The following is a 16,089-nucleotide window of genomic DNA, read 5'->3' on the forward strand; positions in this document are numbered from 1 at the left end:
CCTGAGCAGCAAGATCCATGCGGCCGTCGACGCCTCGGGCCTGCCACTGGCGTTCGTGCTGACCCCTGGCCAGGCGGCGGACTGCCGCCAGTTCCAGGCCGTGTTGGAGAAGGTCCGGGTGCGCGGCCCGGTCGGCCAGCCGCGCACCCGGCCGAACGCCGTCGCGGCCGATAGGGCGTACTCGTCGAAGGCCAACCGTGCCTACCTGCGCAGACGCGGGATCACCGCGGTGATCCCGGAGAAGGCGGACCAGACGGCCAACCGCAGACGCAAGGGCTCCGCGGGCGGCCGGCCGGTCACCTTCGATCCCGACCGCTACAAGCGGCGCAACCACGTCGAACGGTGCTTCCAGAAGATCAGGACATGGCGCGGCCTGGCCACCCGGTACGACAAGAGCCCGGAAAGCTACACAGCAGGACTGCACCTCCGCGGATCGATCATGTGGCTGAAGTCCCTGACCGCAACCACATGATCCGAACTTCAAACGGCTCCTAGCAGGCTGGACCCCTACAAGCCCTACCTGGAACGACGGTTCGACGTCTACGACACCTCGCCGCTGCGTCGTACCTGCGACGCGCTCCGGGCTCTGGAGGGGCCGATCGCGATCCCGGGCGCGGTCCCCGGTCTGATCTCGGAGGTGTATGACGCGGCCCGGGAGCCGGGCCGGATGGACTCCGACGACGCGCGGCGCCTGGCGAGGGAGCAGGCCCAGGCCTCGGCTGCGGACTTGGTGACGGTCCCTTCGCCGGAGCGGGTCACGGACCTGTACCCGATGGCCTCCGCCCTGGACCCGGAGCTCGCCGTGACCCGCCTGGGGGGCGAGTCCACGCGCATCCTGCCCGTCTGGCCTACCGCCGACGGCGACGACTGGACCTTCGTCACCGCCGACGGCCCGGCCAAACTGCCCCGCCACCCGGGCAAGGACGACACCCGCGCCCTCATCCTCTCCACGTCCAGGTCCGCTCGACCTGGCTCACCGGTGCTGGAGTGGGCACTCACCCGTCGGCCTCGTGGCAGGACATCCTGGCGCTCCGCGACGTCGTTCTGATCCTCCACGACCCGCGGACCGGCCGCTGGCACGCCCCCGACGACAGGACGGTCCGCCTGGACCCCGTCGACGGCATCATCCGGGAGTGACGTCGTACTGGAGTAGAGGCCGGGCTGGCCCCGGTCGGTTCAGGGCGACCTCCTCCGGTCGGCGGTGCGGGCCCTGGCCCGGCGGAGCGTCGCCACGGTGCAGCCCACGATGCAGGCACTCAGGAAGCCGAACAGAGCGCCCCCCAGCACGCTTCCACCAGGGACGGACACGGCCGTGGCGAAGACCCACCACGCCGCGCCCACGATCAGGGCGGCCCGGTCCTTCTTCAGCAGGAGGAGGACCGACCGCTCGGAATGTCTGCGCAGGGCCGCAGCTTCGGCGGTGGCCAAGGCCACGATGACGAGAAGGGGGAGGAACACGGACACGGGCGGATTCTCCTCACGGCTTGGGGTTCGGACCTTCGAGTGCGGTGGTCTGCGGTCGGGCTACCCGGTCCGCGCGGGTCTTGCTCACCGGCAGTAGCCGCCCGCGTAGTGGTCCGGGTACACGGCAGGGAGCTTGATCTTCAAGCACCTGCCGCGGTCGTAGGCAGCGGCCGCCCGCGCGGTGATCGCGGCCATGGTGATGCCGACCACCGTGGTGATGCCGCCGGGGATGGCCGCGATCGCGGTGGCGCCGAGTCCGCCTCCGAGGGCGATGCCGCGCGTCTCTCCGCGGTCGAAGTAGATCGTGCCGGTCACTATCCCCCAGGTGACCTTCGGATCGGCCACGACGGGGAAGGCCGTGTCCTTCGTGGTCTCCACGGTCTGGACGAGGTTGTCGCCTTCCAGCCGGTAGCCGGTGGCCACGGGGTTGCCCCTTGCGTCCTTGGCCCATGGCGCGTCGATCCGGCCGACGGCCACGGCGATGCCGTCGTCGACCGGGCGGACCAGGTCGTAGCCGCCCGTGTCGTTGGCGACGGCTTCGGTGCCTGCCGGAAGGTCGAGCTCGTAGCGCTGCTCGGTGGGGGCCTCGGTGTTCTTGAGGGTGGTGATGGCGCGGGCGCCGCCGTCGGTGGTGGCCTGGACGGCGATGTCGGTGGCCGGGGCGGCGTCGGGGTAGACGACCGTGCCGGCGCCGGCCTGGACGCCGGTGACGTCTCTGGTCTGCGGCAGGCCGAGCGCGACGGTGGTCCCGTCCGCTGCGGTCGCTTCCACGGCTCCGTCGGAGGTGTCGGGCACGGTGACGCTCACCCGGCCGGCCTCTCCGTCGGTGACTGCGGTGCCGCCGACGGTCGGGGCGAGTCCGTGGGTGCCGGTGGCACGCTCGACGACGGCCGCCGTGCGCTCGACCGCGGAGGGATCGCCGGTGGCCGAGGCGGCCGGAGCGATTCCCAGGACGAGCGAACCCGTGACGACGGCGGCGACGAGTCCGCTCGCGGTGCGCTGACGGTGGTTCATGGGTCTCCTTCGAGAGCGGGGTTGGGGCTACCGGACGCGGGGGCGGACCTCGGTCCATCCGTCCGGAAGTGATCATGGAGCGGAACTCTGCCATGCAGAGCGGATAGCGAGGAAGAGACATCTTCGACGCACGGGAAAAACGGGACCTAAGTCCCGGAAGAACTGACACGGCTCCACGTGGAGAAGCAACACCTAAGTCCCTCGAAGGGCGAGACTTTCGTCCTTACTTCGCAAGGCCCCGTCACCGGTCGAGCGACAGGAAACCTCGCCCGCAGGAGGCCCCTGACGTGCATAGACCCCACCTGAACTGGCCATATGCAATTCCGCTCCACGGACGGCTCCGCCGCATCCCCCGCTTCTCACAAGTCTCTCCTATGAGTCCACAAGCGAATGTGGCCTACGGGCCATTGGATTCGGTGGTAACTGTTTTTGCAGGAAGGATGAAAGTCCCGCCTTTCGAAAGACTTAGGTCCGTTAGCCACCGCGCGCGGAATCTCGCCTCCGCCGCGATCGCCGCCCTGACGGCGGGCGCCACACTCCTGGGCCCTGCGGGCGGACCGAGCGTGCGCCGGCACGGCTGGCCGAGGCGGTCGGCGTGCTCGTGGCGGGCACGGGGAGCAGACGAGAATCCTGATGCGCGAGTGGTGTCGGGTCGTCACCGGACTTCGCGAGTGCTGACCGAGGTGACCGTCGTGGCCGCCTGCTATCGCGAGGTACGGCCCGGTCGCGCGAGGCTGACAGTGGCATCTGAGTACGTGTACGGATACGGAGCACGCTTCGCCCGTCTAGCGTCCTGCCGGGGGTTGGGCTCCGGTATTCACTTTCGGGGAGGGGAAGCCCACGTGACTGCAAGCACCACGGGCAAGGCCGTGAGCAAGCCTGCGGATCTACGGGCGTCCGCGGGCATCGCAAAGACGCTGGGCCAGGAATTCGGCGCGCCCGTCCAGAACGCGGTGAACACCGGTGCCACCGTCGCCGGCCAGTTGACCGGCTGGTCGGTCGCAGGCGGACGCGCACACGTGGGCACTGGCTGGTCCAAGGCGCTCGTCGATCTGCAGCAGCGCCTCGCGAGCACCGCAGCAGCCGCCACCCGTCATCCCTGACCAGCGACGCGAAGGTGCTGTCCCGACGTCCGGAGGCACCGCGCGATGACCAACACCAACCGCCCCGACCCGGACCCCGCCGTGCCCCGGCTGGAGCTGACCCCGTCCAGCAGCCCCGCACGGACCACGGCCTGGACGGGGACGAGCCCGACGACCAGGAGCACCGGCTGCTCGGCGCCGTCCGCCGCCGGGTCCGCCGCCGGGCGGCCGGGATGACCCCTGGAGAACATCCAGCAGACCCTGGAACAAGCCCAGTTCGAGGAACGGCTGCGCCGACCGGCACGCCGACGCCGGCCACGAGGCCGCCCACCAGGCCCGGCAGAGGTCCGACGCCGCCCACCGCCGCCTCGCCCGCACCGCCGCCCAGCTCCACGGAAAGTGAGCCAGAACCAGACTGACTCTGGCGCTGATCTTGTGATGGCCTGGGTCTGTCTTGACGATCACGGACGGGTCTGCCACTGGCCAGGGCTGCTGCGAGATGCTGAGCCTGTGCGCGTAGGTGGATCCCCTCAACTTGCCCTCCGGTCTGTCATCTGGATCGCTGCAGTGCTCACCGCTCCGTTGCTTCTCGTTGCCGGCGGACCGGCATATGACGGCTTCGTGCGCTATCTGAACCGCGAGGACGGACCAGGCCTTCTCTCCAAGGAGAGGGGCTGGGTTCATCCGGGGTACTGGGTGATCACGAATCGCCTCGTGCGCATGCTGACGTGGCCGACACGCCGAGGCGGCCTCTTCAGGCCCTGGTAGCTCGCGCTGATCGCAAGATCAGTTCCTCAGGAGGACGCGTTTGCGGAGGAAGTCGAGGTTGGCTCGTCCGAATCCTTGCCTTTTGGGCAGTTTCGCCCGTGTCCCCCGTCCCTCGACCTGACCGGAGCTCCAGGAGGTGGAGAGCCCGGCGGTGACGGCGTCGATGTCGCGGCTCAGTCCGTTGATCAGGGAGTGCAGGGCGGGCAGGTCGTCGGCAAGGACGCGCTCCATCCAGCAGGGTCGGCACAGGCCGCTTCGACAGGATCCTCGTCGACGAGGTTCTCGTTCATCTCTCGAACCAGCTGCCACCGGGCTGCTATCGGATCCTCAGACGGCACCTGGGATGCACTGCCGTCGTTCATCCCCGGAGATCAGCGGACCGGCGGCGAGCAGGTTCTCCAGCCTCCCCGGTCCTGTCACCTCAACGATCGGCAGCAGCCTCGCGGTGGCCGGGAGGCGGGGCACGTCGGACAGGTCCGCGTCCGTCACCACCGGCACGAGCCCCCGGCCGAGCAGGGGCGGGACGCCACAACGGGAGCAGCCGCAGCGGCGGCGAACCTCCCAGGACGGTGCCGGCTCCGGAGGCGGTCCGAACCGCCTGACGCCCAGTCGGCCGCCCGGGACGACGGATACCGAACAGACCGCGTCGGTCGGGCACGGAGGGGCCGGGATCCGCCCGGCAGGAGGTGCCTGAACGGCTGGCGGCGCCGGCGGTGGCCGTGGCGGTGGCGCCGGCGGTGGCGGATCATCGGCCGTGCCCCCCAGGAGGACGGTCACGGCGCAGCCGATGACCACCGGTACCGCCCAGGCGATCACCGCGCCGCGTTGCCATCGCTTCACCTCAGCCCCTGGCCCCGCCGTGGCATCATCCTCTGTATCCAGCGCGCCCGCCCGGGGCAGCGGGCGCCGTTGGCCGCCGGGCTGCTTCGACGGGTCGCTGCACGGCCGTCTCCGGCAGGCAGGACCCGACCGCCAGATCCACGGGGATTCTCCCGGCAGTTCCGGGATTCCCGTTCTGCTTCCGGGACTGCAGGTCACACGTGCCGATCAGCAGTCCTGGACCGGACGGGGAGCGCAGGGCTCACCAGGAGCTGACGGACTCCCGGTCGTTGCGCCCGCTCGCAGAGCTGTCTCCTGGCAGCTTGACATCCATGGGGGCGTCAAGGCTCCCGAGGGCTACATGGCGGGGCTCCGGCTGGGCGGTGCCATCGTCCGGATGCGCGGCCTCGGCCCCGCCTCCTGATCACGACTCCGGACAGGCCCCCGGGAGCGTGGCAGCGGTGCGACCTTCGCGGGGCGGGAGGCTGTCGGGGATCCGGGGCATGAACGTACGCCTGCTAGCCGCCGGTACGCTCCCGGAGGTCGGCTCGGCGGGTGCCCGGGGGTCACGGGACTGTGACCGCGACGCCCGGTAGGACCAGGCGGACGTCGATGTCGGGGGCGATCCGGGCGACGGCGTCGGCGTAGTGGCGGGGGTCCCGGTCGGCCTTGGTGATCACCTGGTCGCCGAGCCTGCCGCTGTGGAAGGCGTAGTGGTGCGGCACGGCCAGGGTGGGCCGGAGCACGGCGGTGAGTCCGGCGGCGTCCTCGGCGTTCATGACGACCTGGGCCAGGTTCATCGGTCGGATGCACAGGCCGTTGATCGGCAGGATCACCAGGTCGATGTGGCCGAATCGCTGCGGGATGGCGTCCAGTTCGGGGACGCGCAGTGAGTCGCCGCCGAAGAAGACGGTGCGGCCGTCGGCCTGGAGCACGAAGGTGACCTCGTGGACGCCGTGAGCGCCCGGAGTGGCCGTCACGGTGAGGCCGGCGACCGTAGTGGGCTCCCAGGCCTCGACGGTGCGCACGTCGCGGAAGCCCTTCTCGCGCGCGAGGGTGGCGACGGTCCCCGGTCCGATCAGGGGTGTGGCCGGGTCGAAGCCGGCGTTGACGAGGGCGTCGAGGTCGCAGTGGTCGTAGTGCTCGTGGCTGACCACGAGCGCGTCGATCGGGCCCAGGGCGTCGGCGGTGGAGTGGAGCGGCTCGCCCGGGTAGTAGCTCGCGGTCTGGGTGAACCACGGGTCGGTGAGGATCCGGATGTTCCCGATCTCGATCAGCTGGCAGGCGTGAGCGATCCGGGTCACGGTCAGGGGAGTGCGCATGCCGGGCTTCTCCCTTCCTGGGCGGAGGTCATCAGCGGCCGAGGTCGAGCAGCGCGCCGAGCAGTTCCTCGGGCGTCTCGACCTGCGGCAGGTGTCCGGTGCGGGGGAGCACGGTGAACGTCGCCATCGGTATGGCCGCGGCGTAGGCACGGCCGTAGGCGGGGGTGACGATGCGATCACTCTCGCCCCACAGCACGTGGACCGGCAGGTGCAGCTCGCCGAGCCGTCCGGCGAGCGTCGGGTCGGACATGGTGGGACCGGTGTAGCCGATCAACGCGCGCACGTCCGGACTCGGGCCGGTGCCGGTGCCGGTGCCGCCGGCGTTCGGCGCCACCGGTGCCTTGCTCGGGTCGTGGAAGGAGTGGGCCTTGAGCTGCGCCGGGGTCAGGCCGGTCACGTCGGTCGGCGGTTCACCCTCGACCTCGATGCCGATGCCGTCGATGATGACCGCGCCGCTGACGCGGGGGCTGCGCAGCAGGGCGATCTCGGCGGCCAGCCAGCCCCCGAAGGAGTTGCCGACCAACGTCACGTCCTGCAGGTCGAGTTGGTCCAGCAGTGCGACGTACGCGCGGGCCAGTGCGGGGACGTGGCTCAGCGTGTCGGCCTTCGGCGTGCCGCCGAAGCCGGGGTGGGTGGGCAGCAGGACGCGGGAATGGGTCCGCTCGGCGAGCAGGTCGGCGAAGCCCGCCATGGTCGCCACCCCGCCTCCGCCGTGCAGGAGCAGGAACGGCCGGGTGCGGTCGCGGTCCTGGAGCGTGATCTCGACCGGGCCGTCGGATTCGACGTGGAGGGTACGGGTGCGGGTGGGCCGGAGGGTGCCGACCGGTACGGGTGTGCTCATCGTTCCATCTCTCTTCCAGAGGTGCCGGGGCCGGCAGCTTGCGTATATAAGGAACCTTAGTTCAGGTTCCTTATATACGCAAGCTGATTCTCCTTGGGTTACGATCTCCCCCATGAAGCACCGCCCCGCAGAGGTCGCCCTGGCCGTCAAGCGCCTTCAGTACCGTCACCACCGCGCGTTCAGCCGCGCCCTGGCGCCGCTCGGACTCTCACTCGTACAGTGGGACACCCTTCGCCACCTGCACCAGCAGCCGGACGCCTCCCTGCACGACCTGGCGGTGCTGACCTTCCAGACAGACCAGTCCTTCGGCTCCCTCGCCGCCCGGATGGCCAGCCGCGGCCTGATCGAACGCGTCCCGGGGCCCGGGCGAGCGGTCAGACACCGGCTCACCCAGGAGGGCGAGCGCTTGCGCGCAGCAGGACAGGACGTGGCCGAAGCCGTCGTCGAGTCCTCGTTCAGCGCCCTCTCCCCCGCCCAGATCGACCAGCTCGGCGACCTGCTGGACGCCGCCCTCGGCCCCGACCCCATTGCGTAGCCGCGCCGCCGGCAGGGCCTGGCGGCCCTGGCTGCGTTCGCCGGGCGTGAGGGACACGTGCTGGTCCGCCGAGCAGCGAACGGGGCAGGACGGGACGCACCCCCGTCAGGCGGCCCCCGCCCGTGGCTTCGGCCACGAGTTGTGGTTCTGACTCACCGTCCGTGCAGCCGTTACGGATGGAGGAGGAGGTCGCGTTCGTGCGCCCCGGGCTCTGGGGCTCCAAAGCCGCGAGGTGTTCCCGGCCCTCCGCGCGGATTCATGACAAGCAGGGAACACTGCTCCAGCTGCATGAGGCCGTAGAACGGTGCCGCGCCTGAACCGCCGATGTGTGTGAGGAACTGCCGGTAGGCACTGGGCAGGACGACGTCGTGTCGGGCTTCGAATGCAGCGGCGCGCGCCGGCTCGTGCCGGCCGCCGAGGCACTCGAGCTGCTCAACGCGCTCGCCGCGGCCGAGCCGGTCGTCCCCGCAGCTGGACCGGCCCGGCGACGGCGAGCCCACCCTCCGACTGGCCTCCCCGACGGCGAACCCCCAGACGCAGCTGGTCGCGGCACTGGCAAGGGCCGTGATCGACTTCCTGACCGGCCCGGACCGGACACAACTGCGTGCGTGCACGGCCCCTCGATGCATCCGCTACTCCATCAAGCCCCACGGACGGCAGGCGTGGTGCAGACCCTCCTGCGGAAACCGGGCCCGGGTCGCCCGCCACCACGGGCGCCCACGTGCGGACACAAGCGCACGACCTCGCACGCCGCCCCGTCGCGCGGTGCCCGAGAAGGTCTTCTCGGTCGAGGCAACCTTTCCGCGGGCAGCGACAACTGGGGGGTGTCCGCAAAGGCGGTCCGGTCATAGCCGACGGCTGAAAGAGAGCATCAACATGTTCCCTCGCCCATCCACGTCGATTCCGCGGCGGCGGCAGACGCATCGCAGCCGCCGCTTGTACCAGCGTCGGAGTTTCTGGGCAGCCGTCGGACTGGCGGTCGTGGGCGGCTCCGTGGTCGTGGTCGACACGGCCTCGGCGGGGACCGTGGACACCAACGCCTGGTACACGCTGGTCAACCGCAACACCGGCGAGGCACTGGACGCCCTCGACTACGCCGCCTACGACGGCTCGTCGCTCGGGCAGTGGAACCGTACCGGCGGGACCAACCAGCAGTGGAAGTTCATCGACGCGGGTGACGGCAACTACCGGCTGCAGAACCGGAACTCCGGCAAGGTGCTGGACGACTACGGCTGGTCGAGGACCGAAGGCTCCAAGCTGGTCCAGTGGCGTGACCTGAACGGCGCCAACCAGCAGTTCCACCTGGAGAAGTCCTCGGACGGCTACGTGCGTCTGATCAACCGCTTCAGCAACATGGCCGTCGAGGTCCCGCTCGGCTCCAAGGCCAACGGGGGCCAGCTCGCCCAGTACCACGACTGGAACGGCGCCAACCAGCAGTGGCAGCTCGTCCCGGCCGGCAGCACCGGCGGTACCGGCAACACCGGCGGTACCGGGAACACGGGCGGCTCCGGCAGCACGCCCTCCACCCCCACCACCCCCGCCAAGCCGACCGGCAGCGCGCCGGCGAGCCAGACCCCGAGCACCCGCCCCGCCTCGGCGCCGCCGGCGCCCCCGGCCACCGGCGGCGCCAGCCCCGCGAAGAGCCTCATGGGCAGCAGCACGGTGCTCCTCGGCGGCCTGATGGATGACTCCACGGCGAACGCCGCGCCGTTCGACGTGCGGTACGCCTACATCCACAGCCAGCCCGCGCCCTCGTCCGACGCCTACACCGCCTCGCGCTGCAAGTCCGAGTGGTCGGGCTGGTGGGGCTGCTGGACCGGCGACACCACGGCGCCCGGCACCCAGATAGCCGTGAACAACGACCGCGCGTCCAAGGCGACGTACCAGGGCAAGCCGCGCCCGCAGAAGTACCTCTTCACCTGGTACTCGCTGCGCGACCTCGGAGACATGGCGGGCCAGGGCGACGGTCCCGGCGAGGTCCAGGCCATCAACCGGGCCGACCTGCTCACCAAGTACCTGAACGACTACCGCTTCTTCCTCCAGAAGGTCGGCACCGCGCAGGACATGGTCGACATCGAGCCGGACTTCTGGGGCTACGTCCGCTCGCTCGGCAACCCGCACCAGGTCGCCGCACAGGTCAAGGCCGCGAACCCGACGGACTGCGGATCGCAGGAGAACAGCGCCGCCGGCCTGGCCCAGTGCCTGATCGCGATGAGCCACAAGTACGCGCCCAACATCGGCGTGGGACTGCACCTCACCTGCTGGGACTGGCAGCAGAACACCCCGCAGTGCGTCAAGGACTACGCGGACCTCGGGGCGAGGAACGCCGACTTCCTGGTCACCGACGTGACGGACCGCGACGCAGGCTGGTACGCACTGCCCGCCCACGGCAGCAAGGACACCTTCTGGAACGACCAGAAGGGCTTCGCCGCCCTCGCGTTCTACAAGACGATGGCCGAGTCGATGGGCAAGCCGGTGGTCCTGTGGCAGATCCCCCTGGGCAACACGGCGGGGAACAACACCCCCGGCCACTACAAGGACGACAAGGTCGACTGGTTCTTCTCGCACATGGACCAGGTGGCGAACGCACACGTCGGCGCCCTCCTGTTCGGCGCCGGCTGGTCGGAACAGACCACACCCGAGACCGACGGCGGCAACCTGATCAGCAAGACGACCGCCAACCACAACGCGGGCGGCACCCCGCTCAAGTAGCCAGTCCCCGCACCGGACACCGAGCCCCAGGCCCCCTGCCTGGGGCTCGGCCACCTTACGGGTCTCCGGCCCGTGCTTCGACCGGGGGCGCAGGCCGGCCCGGACCTCCTCCCGGCCGGCGGGCGCTGACTGCGCAAGCTGGACCTCGGCTGGATGATCACGGGCCCTCAGGAGTCCGAGTCGACCTCCATGGCGTCGGCGTCCGCGCCGACCTTCGTGCCTTCGCGGTCCGTTTCGGAGTCGCTGTTCTGGTCCCAGGTGAGCTCGCCCTGCTGGGTGAAGGTGATGTAGGTGCCGCCGGCTGCCTCGACCAGTTCGTGCAGGTACTTGGCGTAGTCCTTGACGCTCTCCTTCTCGTAGTCCTCCATGCCCTTGTTGGCCGCCTTGCTCGGCCAGAGCGGGCCCGGGTAGACCTCGACGTCGCCGTCCCGGACGGGGGTGGCGTAGATCTGGCTGTAGCAGACGACGCAGGGGCGCTTGACGCCGACCGTCTTCGCCGGGTCGAAGCCCTCGAGTTTCTGCAGCCGCCGTTCGGCGTGGAGGCCGTCGTCGTCGGCGGAGACGTCCTCGGGCACCTTGACCGCCATGCTCGCGATCTCGGCGTAGTCCCCGCTCTCGGTCTCGCCCTCGGCCACCCGGTCCGACAGCTTGCCGGTGTGGCGGGCGAAGCGGTCCTGGGCCTGCGCGTCGGGCTCTCCGAAGTGCTCGACCAGGGCCTTCGCGAACGCCTTGCCCGTGCCGTGCTGCCCCGCGAGTTCCCTCAGCTTCGCGTTGTGCACGTTGCGGTTGGCGGAGATGTACAGGTCGGTGCCGATCGCGCTCACCTGCACCTCCTCGGCGGCCGAGGAGGTGACGCTCCCGAGGTACTCCTTGGCGAGGGTCGAGATCCAGCGCATGCTCTGGGTGGTCCGGGCGGCGGCGAAGTCCTTCGGCGGACGGGTGTTCCCCGAGCCCTTGTAGATCTTCTCCGTGGCGTTCAGGCCCCCGGTCCGGTTCTCCTCCGGCGCCTTCGTCAGGTGCAGAGTGCGGTTCTGGGCACCGCCGTGCGCCGTCCAGCCCCAGGTCTGGACCAGTTCCTTGATCAGCTCGTCCTTCGCCTTGGACGCGCTGCCCTTCTTCCTGCCGCCGGTCTTCACCTTCGGCGCCTTCGGCATCCGCTGGACGGACGCCGTACGGGCCGTCGCCAGCCGCGCCGAGGCCCGCTGGACCACCCCGTCCGCACCGGCGTGTGTGGCCGGCCGGGGCGCGCTCATGACGCGCCGCGCGTTCGCCTCCGCCTCCCGTTCGAAGCGGTCCGACGGGTCCGACAGCCGCAGCCCCGAGCCGTTGTCGGTGCCGGAGACCGGCCCCTGCCGCTGCTGGATCACATGGGTCAGCTCGTGCGCCAGCGTCTCCTTGTCCCGGCCGCCTTCCCCGAGGACGACGTGACTGCCCGACGTGTACGCGCGGGCGCCGATCTCCGACGCGGAGTCCTGGGCCGAACGGTCGTCGTGGATACGGACGTCGGAGAAGTCGGCGTCGAGCCGTGACTCCATGTCCGCGCGGGTGGAACGGTCCAGCGGACGGCCCGCGCCACGCAGGACGTCGTGCACCGAGGACCGCTGCACCGGGGCCTGTGCGCTCCCACCGTGGCCGCAACCGGCTCCGTACCGATGCTCCTGCTCCTCCTGGGCCACACCCGCGCGCCGCATCCGCTCGACCACCGCCGCGTTCCCGATGCTTCTCTGCAGGCCGATGAGGCCCAACGCCGGACCGGCGCCCGGAGCCTTCGGCCTGCGTGTCGGGAGCCGCCCGTCGTGGAGGTCGTCCTTCCGGTTCTTGCCGTGCGCGTGCATGAACTCTCCTGTTGACCGGAAGTGATGTCCTGTCCCCTTCGTAAACGATCACCACCGCCGCGAACAAGGGCCGTCGGGGCAGACTCGGTTGACCGCAGAGGCAACGTTCGGCGGTCCTCCCGGGGCTGAAGCTCAGAGGCGTAGCGCCGGCCCCGAGCACTCTCCCGAGACGGACGGCAGCGCCCGGTGGACGCACCGCGGCGGAGGAGTCGAGCCGCCACCCCCGCCAGGCCGGCCATGCCCCCGCCAGCACCCGATCGCGAGCGCCGCCGCCCCCAGTCGCTGCCACCGCCCGAGCCGCCGACCGCCCCCTCCTCAAAGCCGTCGACCTGGTCGGCCGTCATCGCACTCCCCGGCATCTCGTGCTTTCTCAGCGCCAACCACGGTTGCACTGACCCCCGAGGCCGGCCTTCTCCCCGCACCGCATCACCGGCCGCAGCTGGCAGGCCCGCTTCGCTCCCGGCGTGCTCCTCCCCGACGCCTGGACCGTCTGGACCGCCTGGGACACCGGCGTCGACCGCCTCTGGGACGTGATCGAGGCCGCCTCCAGTCGGGGGCAGGACCAGGGCAGCCCCGGCCCCGAACGCTTCGGTCTCGCTGTCGCCGAGCACAGCCACCATGCCCGGCTCGACAACCCCTCCCGCACGCTGTGGACCAGGGCCTCGACGCAAGGCGGTGCACCAGAAGTCGGCCCCGCCGACTTCCTGGTCCTGTTCGTCCCCGCTCGATGATCAAACTTCGGGGAGGATCCTCTACGATCGCGATCACCAGTTTGCTGATCAACGGGGGACACCATCATGCGCAGATTCCTGGCCAAGTTCGCCGCGGTCGCCGCGGCGCCTCTGCTCGCCGCCACGCTCGGCACCGGCACCGCCCACGCCGATACCAGCTCCGTCTGGGGTGAGGTCCGGTTCGCGAACGGGTACTGCCTCGACGTCGCCGGCGCGAACTTCGTCTCCGGTGCCACGGTCCAGATCTGGGGGTGCAACGGCACCCAGGCTCAGCAGTGGTCGCTGTACCCGGCGGACGCCACCCACTTCCTGATCCAGGCGGCCACGAGCAACGATCACGTGCACACCCTGTGCGCGAACAACTGGGAGGGGGGCGACGTCACCGGCAACCACATGCGCCTCTACCCCTGCACCCAGGGCTCCGCGAACGACACCTGGTTCAACTGGGTCCACAAGGGCAACGGCAGGCAGATCCAGCCGAAGGTCGCCTCCGCCAACTGCCTCAACTCCTGGGGCGGCCTCTACCAGGGCGCCCAGGCCCGGCTGTACCCCTGCCTGGACAGTGCCGAGGAGAACGTCGTCTCCGCCCCGATCTTCCCGTCCTGATCCTTCCGTCCTGATCCTTCTGTCCTGATCCTTCTGTCCTGATCCTTCTGTCCTGATTCCCGCGCGCACGACGGCCCCGCACTCCCGACACCTGGAGTGCGGGGCTTCGCCGTTGTCAGCGGACCGGGCCCCTCCCCGCGCGGGCCCCTGTGGCCATCGCCTGCCGGATGAGGGCGGCGTGGTGGTGGACGGCGGCGGGGGGGGAGGCCGGTCGGCAGTGGCGGCGGCGGCGGTGACGAGCTTGCGGCCGAACGAGCTGACGGACATGGGGTTCTTCCTTCCGGATAGAGGTGGTTGCCGGGCTTGCTGGTCCGAGACTCCGCCGTGGGTCCGCAAGAACCGTGCAGAGCGGGCGTCGATCACCTGGAACCCGTCGGGGCGTGTCCGGGCTGCAAGGCGGCCGGGGTTCCTGCAGAGGACTTGCAGGGAACTTGTAGGCCCGGCCCGGCGGATGCGGCCGGCCCAGATGCTCCCGGGCCGCGGTTTTGTCGCTGGGGCGCTCCAGCGGTTCCTCGTCCATCCGGTCGCGGTCGCGCTTCAGCGGAGTGGTGTCGGTGAGCGCGCGGGCGAGCGCGTCGACCACGACCGTAGGCGTGCTGGGCGTCGCCATGGCCTGCCCAGTACGGCGGGTATCCCCCGGTATCGCGCGGGCCGACCTCGACGTACAGGTGGGGGGTGGTCCTCGGGCTGTCAGCGGCGGGCCCCGCCGCAGTACGGGGTAGGTGGGGCGGCCGGCGTTGCGCTCCCGCTGCGAGGCGACGGGTGAAGCGGGCTGCGTGCCCGGGCTGCCAGGGGCCGCAGCCCGTCCAGCGGCGCTGGGCTGGAGGGAAGTTCGGTCAGCTCGACGGCACTGATCACCACGGCGCCGATCCCCAGGTCGCTCAGTTCTCCGACGTCCCGGGTTGTCAACGGACACGCTGAGATCCTCGCGGGCGGACATTTCAGGTCCTTTCCGGCGGACATCTGATCTCCCGGCGTGGTGTGACAAGTAGTCACTCAATTGGGCTGGTCAACGTAGGGTGGGCGGGTGTCAGCTGATCTGGGAGACCGCCCGAAGCCCAAGCCCATCGAGGAATGCCGGGATGTCTATGACGTCCTTGAGCACGTGCGGCTGCGGCCTGCGATGTTCGTTCGCAACGGCTCGCTGGAGGAGCTGATGACGTTGCTCAACGGCTATGGCATCGCGTTGCATGTGCACGGCGTCGATGAGCACTCCGGCCTCAGCCCGACTGGTCCGTTCGCGCAGTGGCTGAGCCGGAATCACGGCTGGTCGATGGCGTGTGGTTGGGCCAGGGCGATCACGGACCACGCCGAGGACGTGCCGCCTCTGGAGGCGTTCTTCCGGTTGCTGGACGAGTGGCGGGCGAGCACCGCGGCTGAGCGGACCGCGGCGGCCGAGTCCTGACACGACGGACCACGTTGGCGCCATCATGGGGCAAGCGGGACGACGCCCTTGCCGGTGGTGGCCTGGGTGAGGCGGAGGCTGGAGCCCTCGGTCAGGATGATGGGCGTGGTGCAGAAGCCGGTCGACGGCCGCGGTGGCGAGCGTCTTGGGCATGATCGAGTCGAATCCTGACGGGTGAAGGTTCGAGGTCACGATCACCGAGCGGCGTTCGTAGGCGGCATCGATCACACGGTAGAACGCCTCGGCGGCGGTCTGGCCGCAGGGCAGCATGCCGATGTCGTCGACCACGATGAGGTCGCATCGGGTGATCTTGGCGACGGCCCGGGCGACCGAGTTGTCGACGGCGGCCCGTCCGAGGGTGGTGGTCAGCGACTCCAGGGTGAACCAGCAGACCTGCATGCCGACGTCGATGGCCTTGTGAGCGAGGGCCTCGGCGAAGTGGCTCTTGCCCGTGCCCGACGGCCCCGTGACAGCAAGATTCTCCGCCCGGCCGACCCATTCGAGGGTCATCAGGGCGTGTTGGGTGGGCAGCGGGATGGAGGAATCCTCCTCCTTCCAGGACTCGAACGTCTTGCCGGACGGCAGGTTGGCCTGCTTGCGGTGGTTGCGCCGGGTCGCCTCGTCGCGGCCCTTGATCTCGGCCTCCAGCAGGATCCTCAACACCTCGGCCGGGTCCCAGCGTTGGGCTCGGGCGGTGGCCAGCACGTCGGGGGCGGCCTTGCGGAGATAGGGGAAGCGCATTCGCTTCAGGACGCCCTCCAGCTCGGGCGGAATCGGCGGCGCGACGGGAGGCGGAGGGGTCGGCGTCGGCATCGCGACGGCGGGGACGGGCTCGGCGAACGTGGCTGTGGTCATACGAATGGTCCTTTCCGGAGGGGCCGCCGGGCGGCGGCCGGTAGTGTCCGGGGTGGTGGGGTCCGCGCGGTCGAACAGTGAGCGCGGACCCCCGTCCGGG

At 70.4% G+C, this 16,089-nt stretch carries 14 protein-coding genes and 3 pseudogenes; 10 read left to right on the plus strand and 7 right to left on the minus strand.

The annotated features are described in order from the left end of the window. Together AB0F71_RS18270 and AB0F71_RS18275 are read left to right on the plus strand one after the other, a co-directional pair. Positions 1-472: IS5 family transposase (locus AB0F71_RS18270; protein WP_360234923.1), on the plus strand; the 472-nt coding region annotated here is incomplete at its 5' end. Positions 473-667: 195 nt separating this feature from the next. Next, entirely contained in the window at positions 668-1,048 is a 381-nt protein-coding gene (locus AB0F71_RS18275; RefSeq protein ID WP_360234926.1) for a hypothetical protein, read from the plus strand. Positions 1,049-1,176: 128 nt separating this feature from the next. Here the strand turns inward: AB0F71_RS18275 and AB0F71_RS18280 are convergent, their stop codons facing one another. Both AB0F71_RS18280 and AB0F71_RS18285 read right to left on the minus strand, forming a co-directional pair. Further along, positions 1,177-1,464 (minus strand): hypothetical protein, encoded by a 288-nt coding sequence (locus AB0F71_RS18280; protein ID WP_360234929.1) that lies wholly within the window; start codon positions 1,462-1,464, stop codon positions 1,177-1,179. An 84-nt stretch (positions 1,465-1,548) separates the two neighbouring features. After that, a complete protein-coding gene (locus AB0F71_RS18285; protein ID WP_360234932.1) occupies positions 1,549-2,478 on the minus strand; it encodes a hypothetical protein in 930 nt (309 codons plus the stop codon). An 842-nt stretch (positions 2,479-3,320) separates the two neighbouring features. Here AB0F71_RS18285 and AB0F71_RS18290 point away from each other — a divergent pair. Both AB0F71_RS18290 and AB0F71_RS18295 read left to right on the plus strand, forming a co-directional pair. Next, positions 3,321-3,581 (plus strand): hypothetical protein, encoded by a 261-nt coding sequence (locus AB0F71_RS18290; protein ID WP_360234935.1) that lies wholly within the window; start codon positions 3,321-3,323, stop codon positions 3,579-3,581. Between the two features lie 45 nt (positions 3,582-3,626). Beyond that, positions 3,627-3,797 (plus strand): hypothetical protein, encoded by a 171-nt coding sequence (locus AB0F71_RS18295; RefSeq protein WP_360234938.1) that lies wholly within the window; start codon positions 3,627-3,629, stop codon positions 3,795-3,797. 549 nt (positions 3,798-4,346) lie between these two features. On the opposite strand, the pseudogene AB0F71_RS18300 reads toward AB0F71_RS18295, so the two are convergent. From AB0F71_RS18300 to AB0F71_RS18310, 3 genes and pseudogenes are all read right to left on the minus strand, one after another. Continuing rightward, positions 4,347-4,550: pseudogene (locus tag AB0F71_RS18300) on the minus strand (ISL3 family transposase); the annotation flags it as partial. A 1,163-nt stretch (positions 4,551-5,713) separates the two neighbouring features. Further along, positions 5,714-6,469: an MBL fold metallo-hydrolase gene (locus tag AB0F71_RS18305; RefSeq protein WP_360234941.1), complete on the minus strand. Its 756-nt coding sequence runs from the start codon at positions 6,467-6,469 to the stop codon at positions 5,714-5,716. A gap of 31 nt (positions 6,470-6,500) precedes the next feature. Continuing rightward, positions 6,501-7,310 (minus strand): alpha/beta hydrolase, encoded by an 810-nt coding sequence (locus AB0F71_RS18310; RefSeq protein WP_360234944.1) that lies wholly within the window; start codon positions 7,308-7,310, stop codon positions 6,501-6,503. A 112-nt stretch (positions 7,311-7,422) separates the two neighbouring features. Here AB0F71_RS18310 and AB0F71_RS18315 point away from each other — a divergent pair, with 112 nt between their 5' ends. The 3 genes and pseudogenes from AB0F71_RS18315 (at position 7,423) to AB0F71_RS18325 (ending at position 10,557) form a co-directional block, all read left to right on the plus strand. Further along, positions 7,423-7,845 carry a MarR family winged helix-turn-helix transcriptional regulator gene (locus AB0F71_RS18315; protein ID WP_360234947.1) on the plus strand — a complete coding sequence of 141 codons (423 nt, stop codon included), beginning with the start codon at positions 7,423-7,425 and terminating at the stop codon, positions 7,843-7,845. Positions 7,846-8,237: 392 nt separating this feature from the next. Next, positions 8,238-8,571 (plus strand): annotated as a pseudogene (locus AB0F71_RS18320) (CGNR zinc finger domain-containing protein); the annotation flags it as partial. Between the two features lie 255 nt (positions 8,572-8,826). Continuing rightward, a complete protein-coding gene (locus AB0F71_RS18325; protein ID WP_360235249.1) occupies positions 8,827-10,557 on the plus strand; it encodes an RICIN domain-containing protein in 1,731 nt (576 codons plus the stop codon). A gap of 167 nt (positions 10,558-10,724) precedes the next feature. On the opposite strand, the gene AB0F71_RS18330 is transcribed toward AB0F71_RS18325, so the two are convergent. Next, entirely contained in the window at positions 10,725-12,392 is a 1,668-nt protein-coding gene (locus AB0F71_RS18330; protein ID WP_360234950.1) for a DUF4157 domain-containing protein, read from the minus strand. Between the two features lie 464 nt (positions 12,393-12,856). On the opposite strand from AB0F71_RS18330, the gene AB0F71_RS18335 reads away from it, so the two are divergent. The 3 genes from AB0F71_RS18335 to AB0F71_RS18345 all read left to right on the plus strand — a co-directional run bounded on the left by AB0F71_RS18335 (position 12,857) and on the right by AB0F71_RS18345 (position 15,134). After that, the gene (locus AB0F71_RS18335) at positions 12,857-13,123 is read left to right on the plus strand and encodes a hypothetical protein (RefSeq protein WP_360234953.1); all 267 of its coding nucleotides are present in this window, start codon (positions 12,857-12,859) and stop codon (positions 13,121-13,123) included. 66 nt (positions 13,124-13,189) lie between these two features. Continuing rightward, on the plus strand, positions 13,190-13,729 hold the full coding sequence (locus tag AB0F71_RS18340) for a ricin-type beta-trefoil lectin domain protein (protein ID WP_360234956.1): 540 nt from the start codon (positions 13,190-13,192) through the stop codon (positions 13,727-13,729). Positions 13,730-14,756: 1,027 nt separating this feature from the next. Next, positions 14,757-15,134 (plus strand): hypothetical protein, encoded by a 378-nt coding sequence (locus tag AB0F71_RS18345; RefSeq protein ID WP_360234959.1) that lies wholly within the window; start codon positions 14,757-14,759, stop codon positions 15,132-15,134. Between the two features lie 23 nt (positions 15,135-15,157). Here AB0F71_RS18345 and istB read toward each other — a convergent pair. Next, a pseudogene (gene istB / locus AB0F71_RS18350) lies at positions 15,158-15,947 on the minus strand (IS21-like element helper ATPase IstB). Positions 15,948-16,089 lie beyond the last annotated feature (142 nt).

Origin of the sequence: Kitasatospora sp. NPDC028055, assembly GCF_040637885.1 — a bacterium.
GTDB lineage: Bacteria > Actinomycetota > Actinomycetes > Streptomycetales > Streptomycetaceae > Kitasatospora.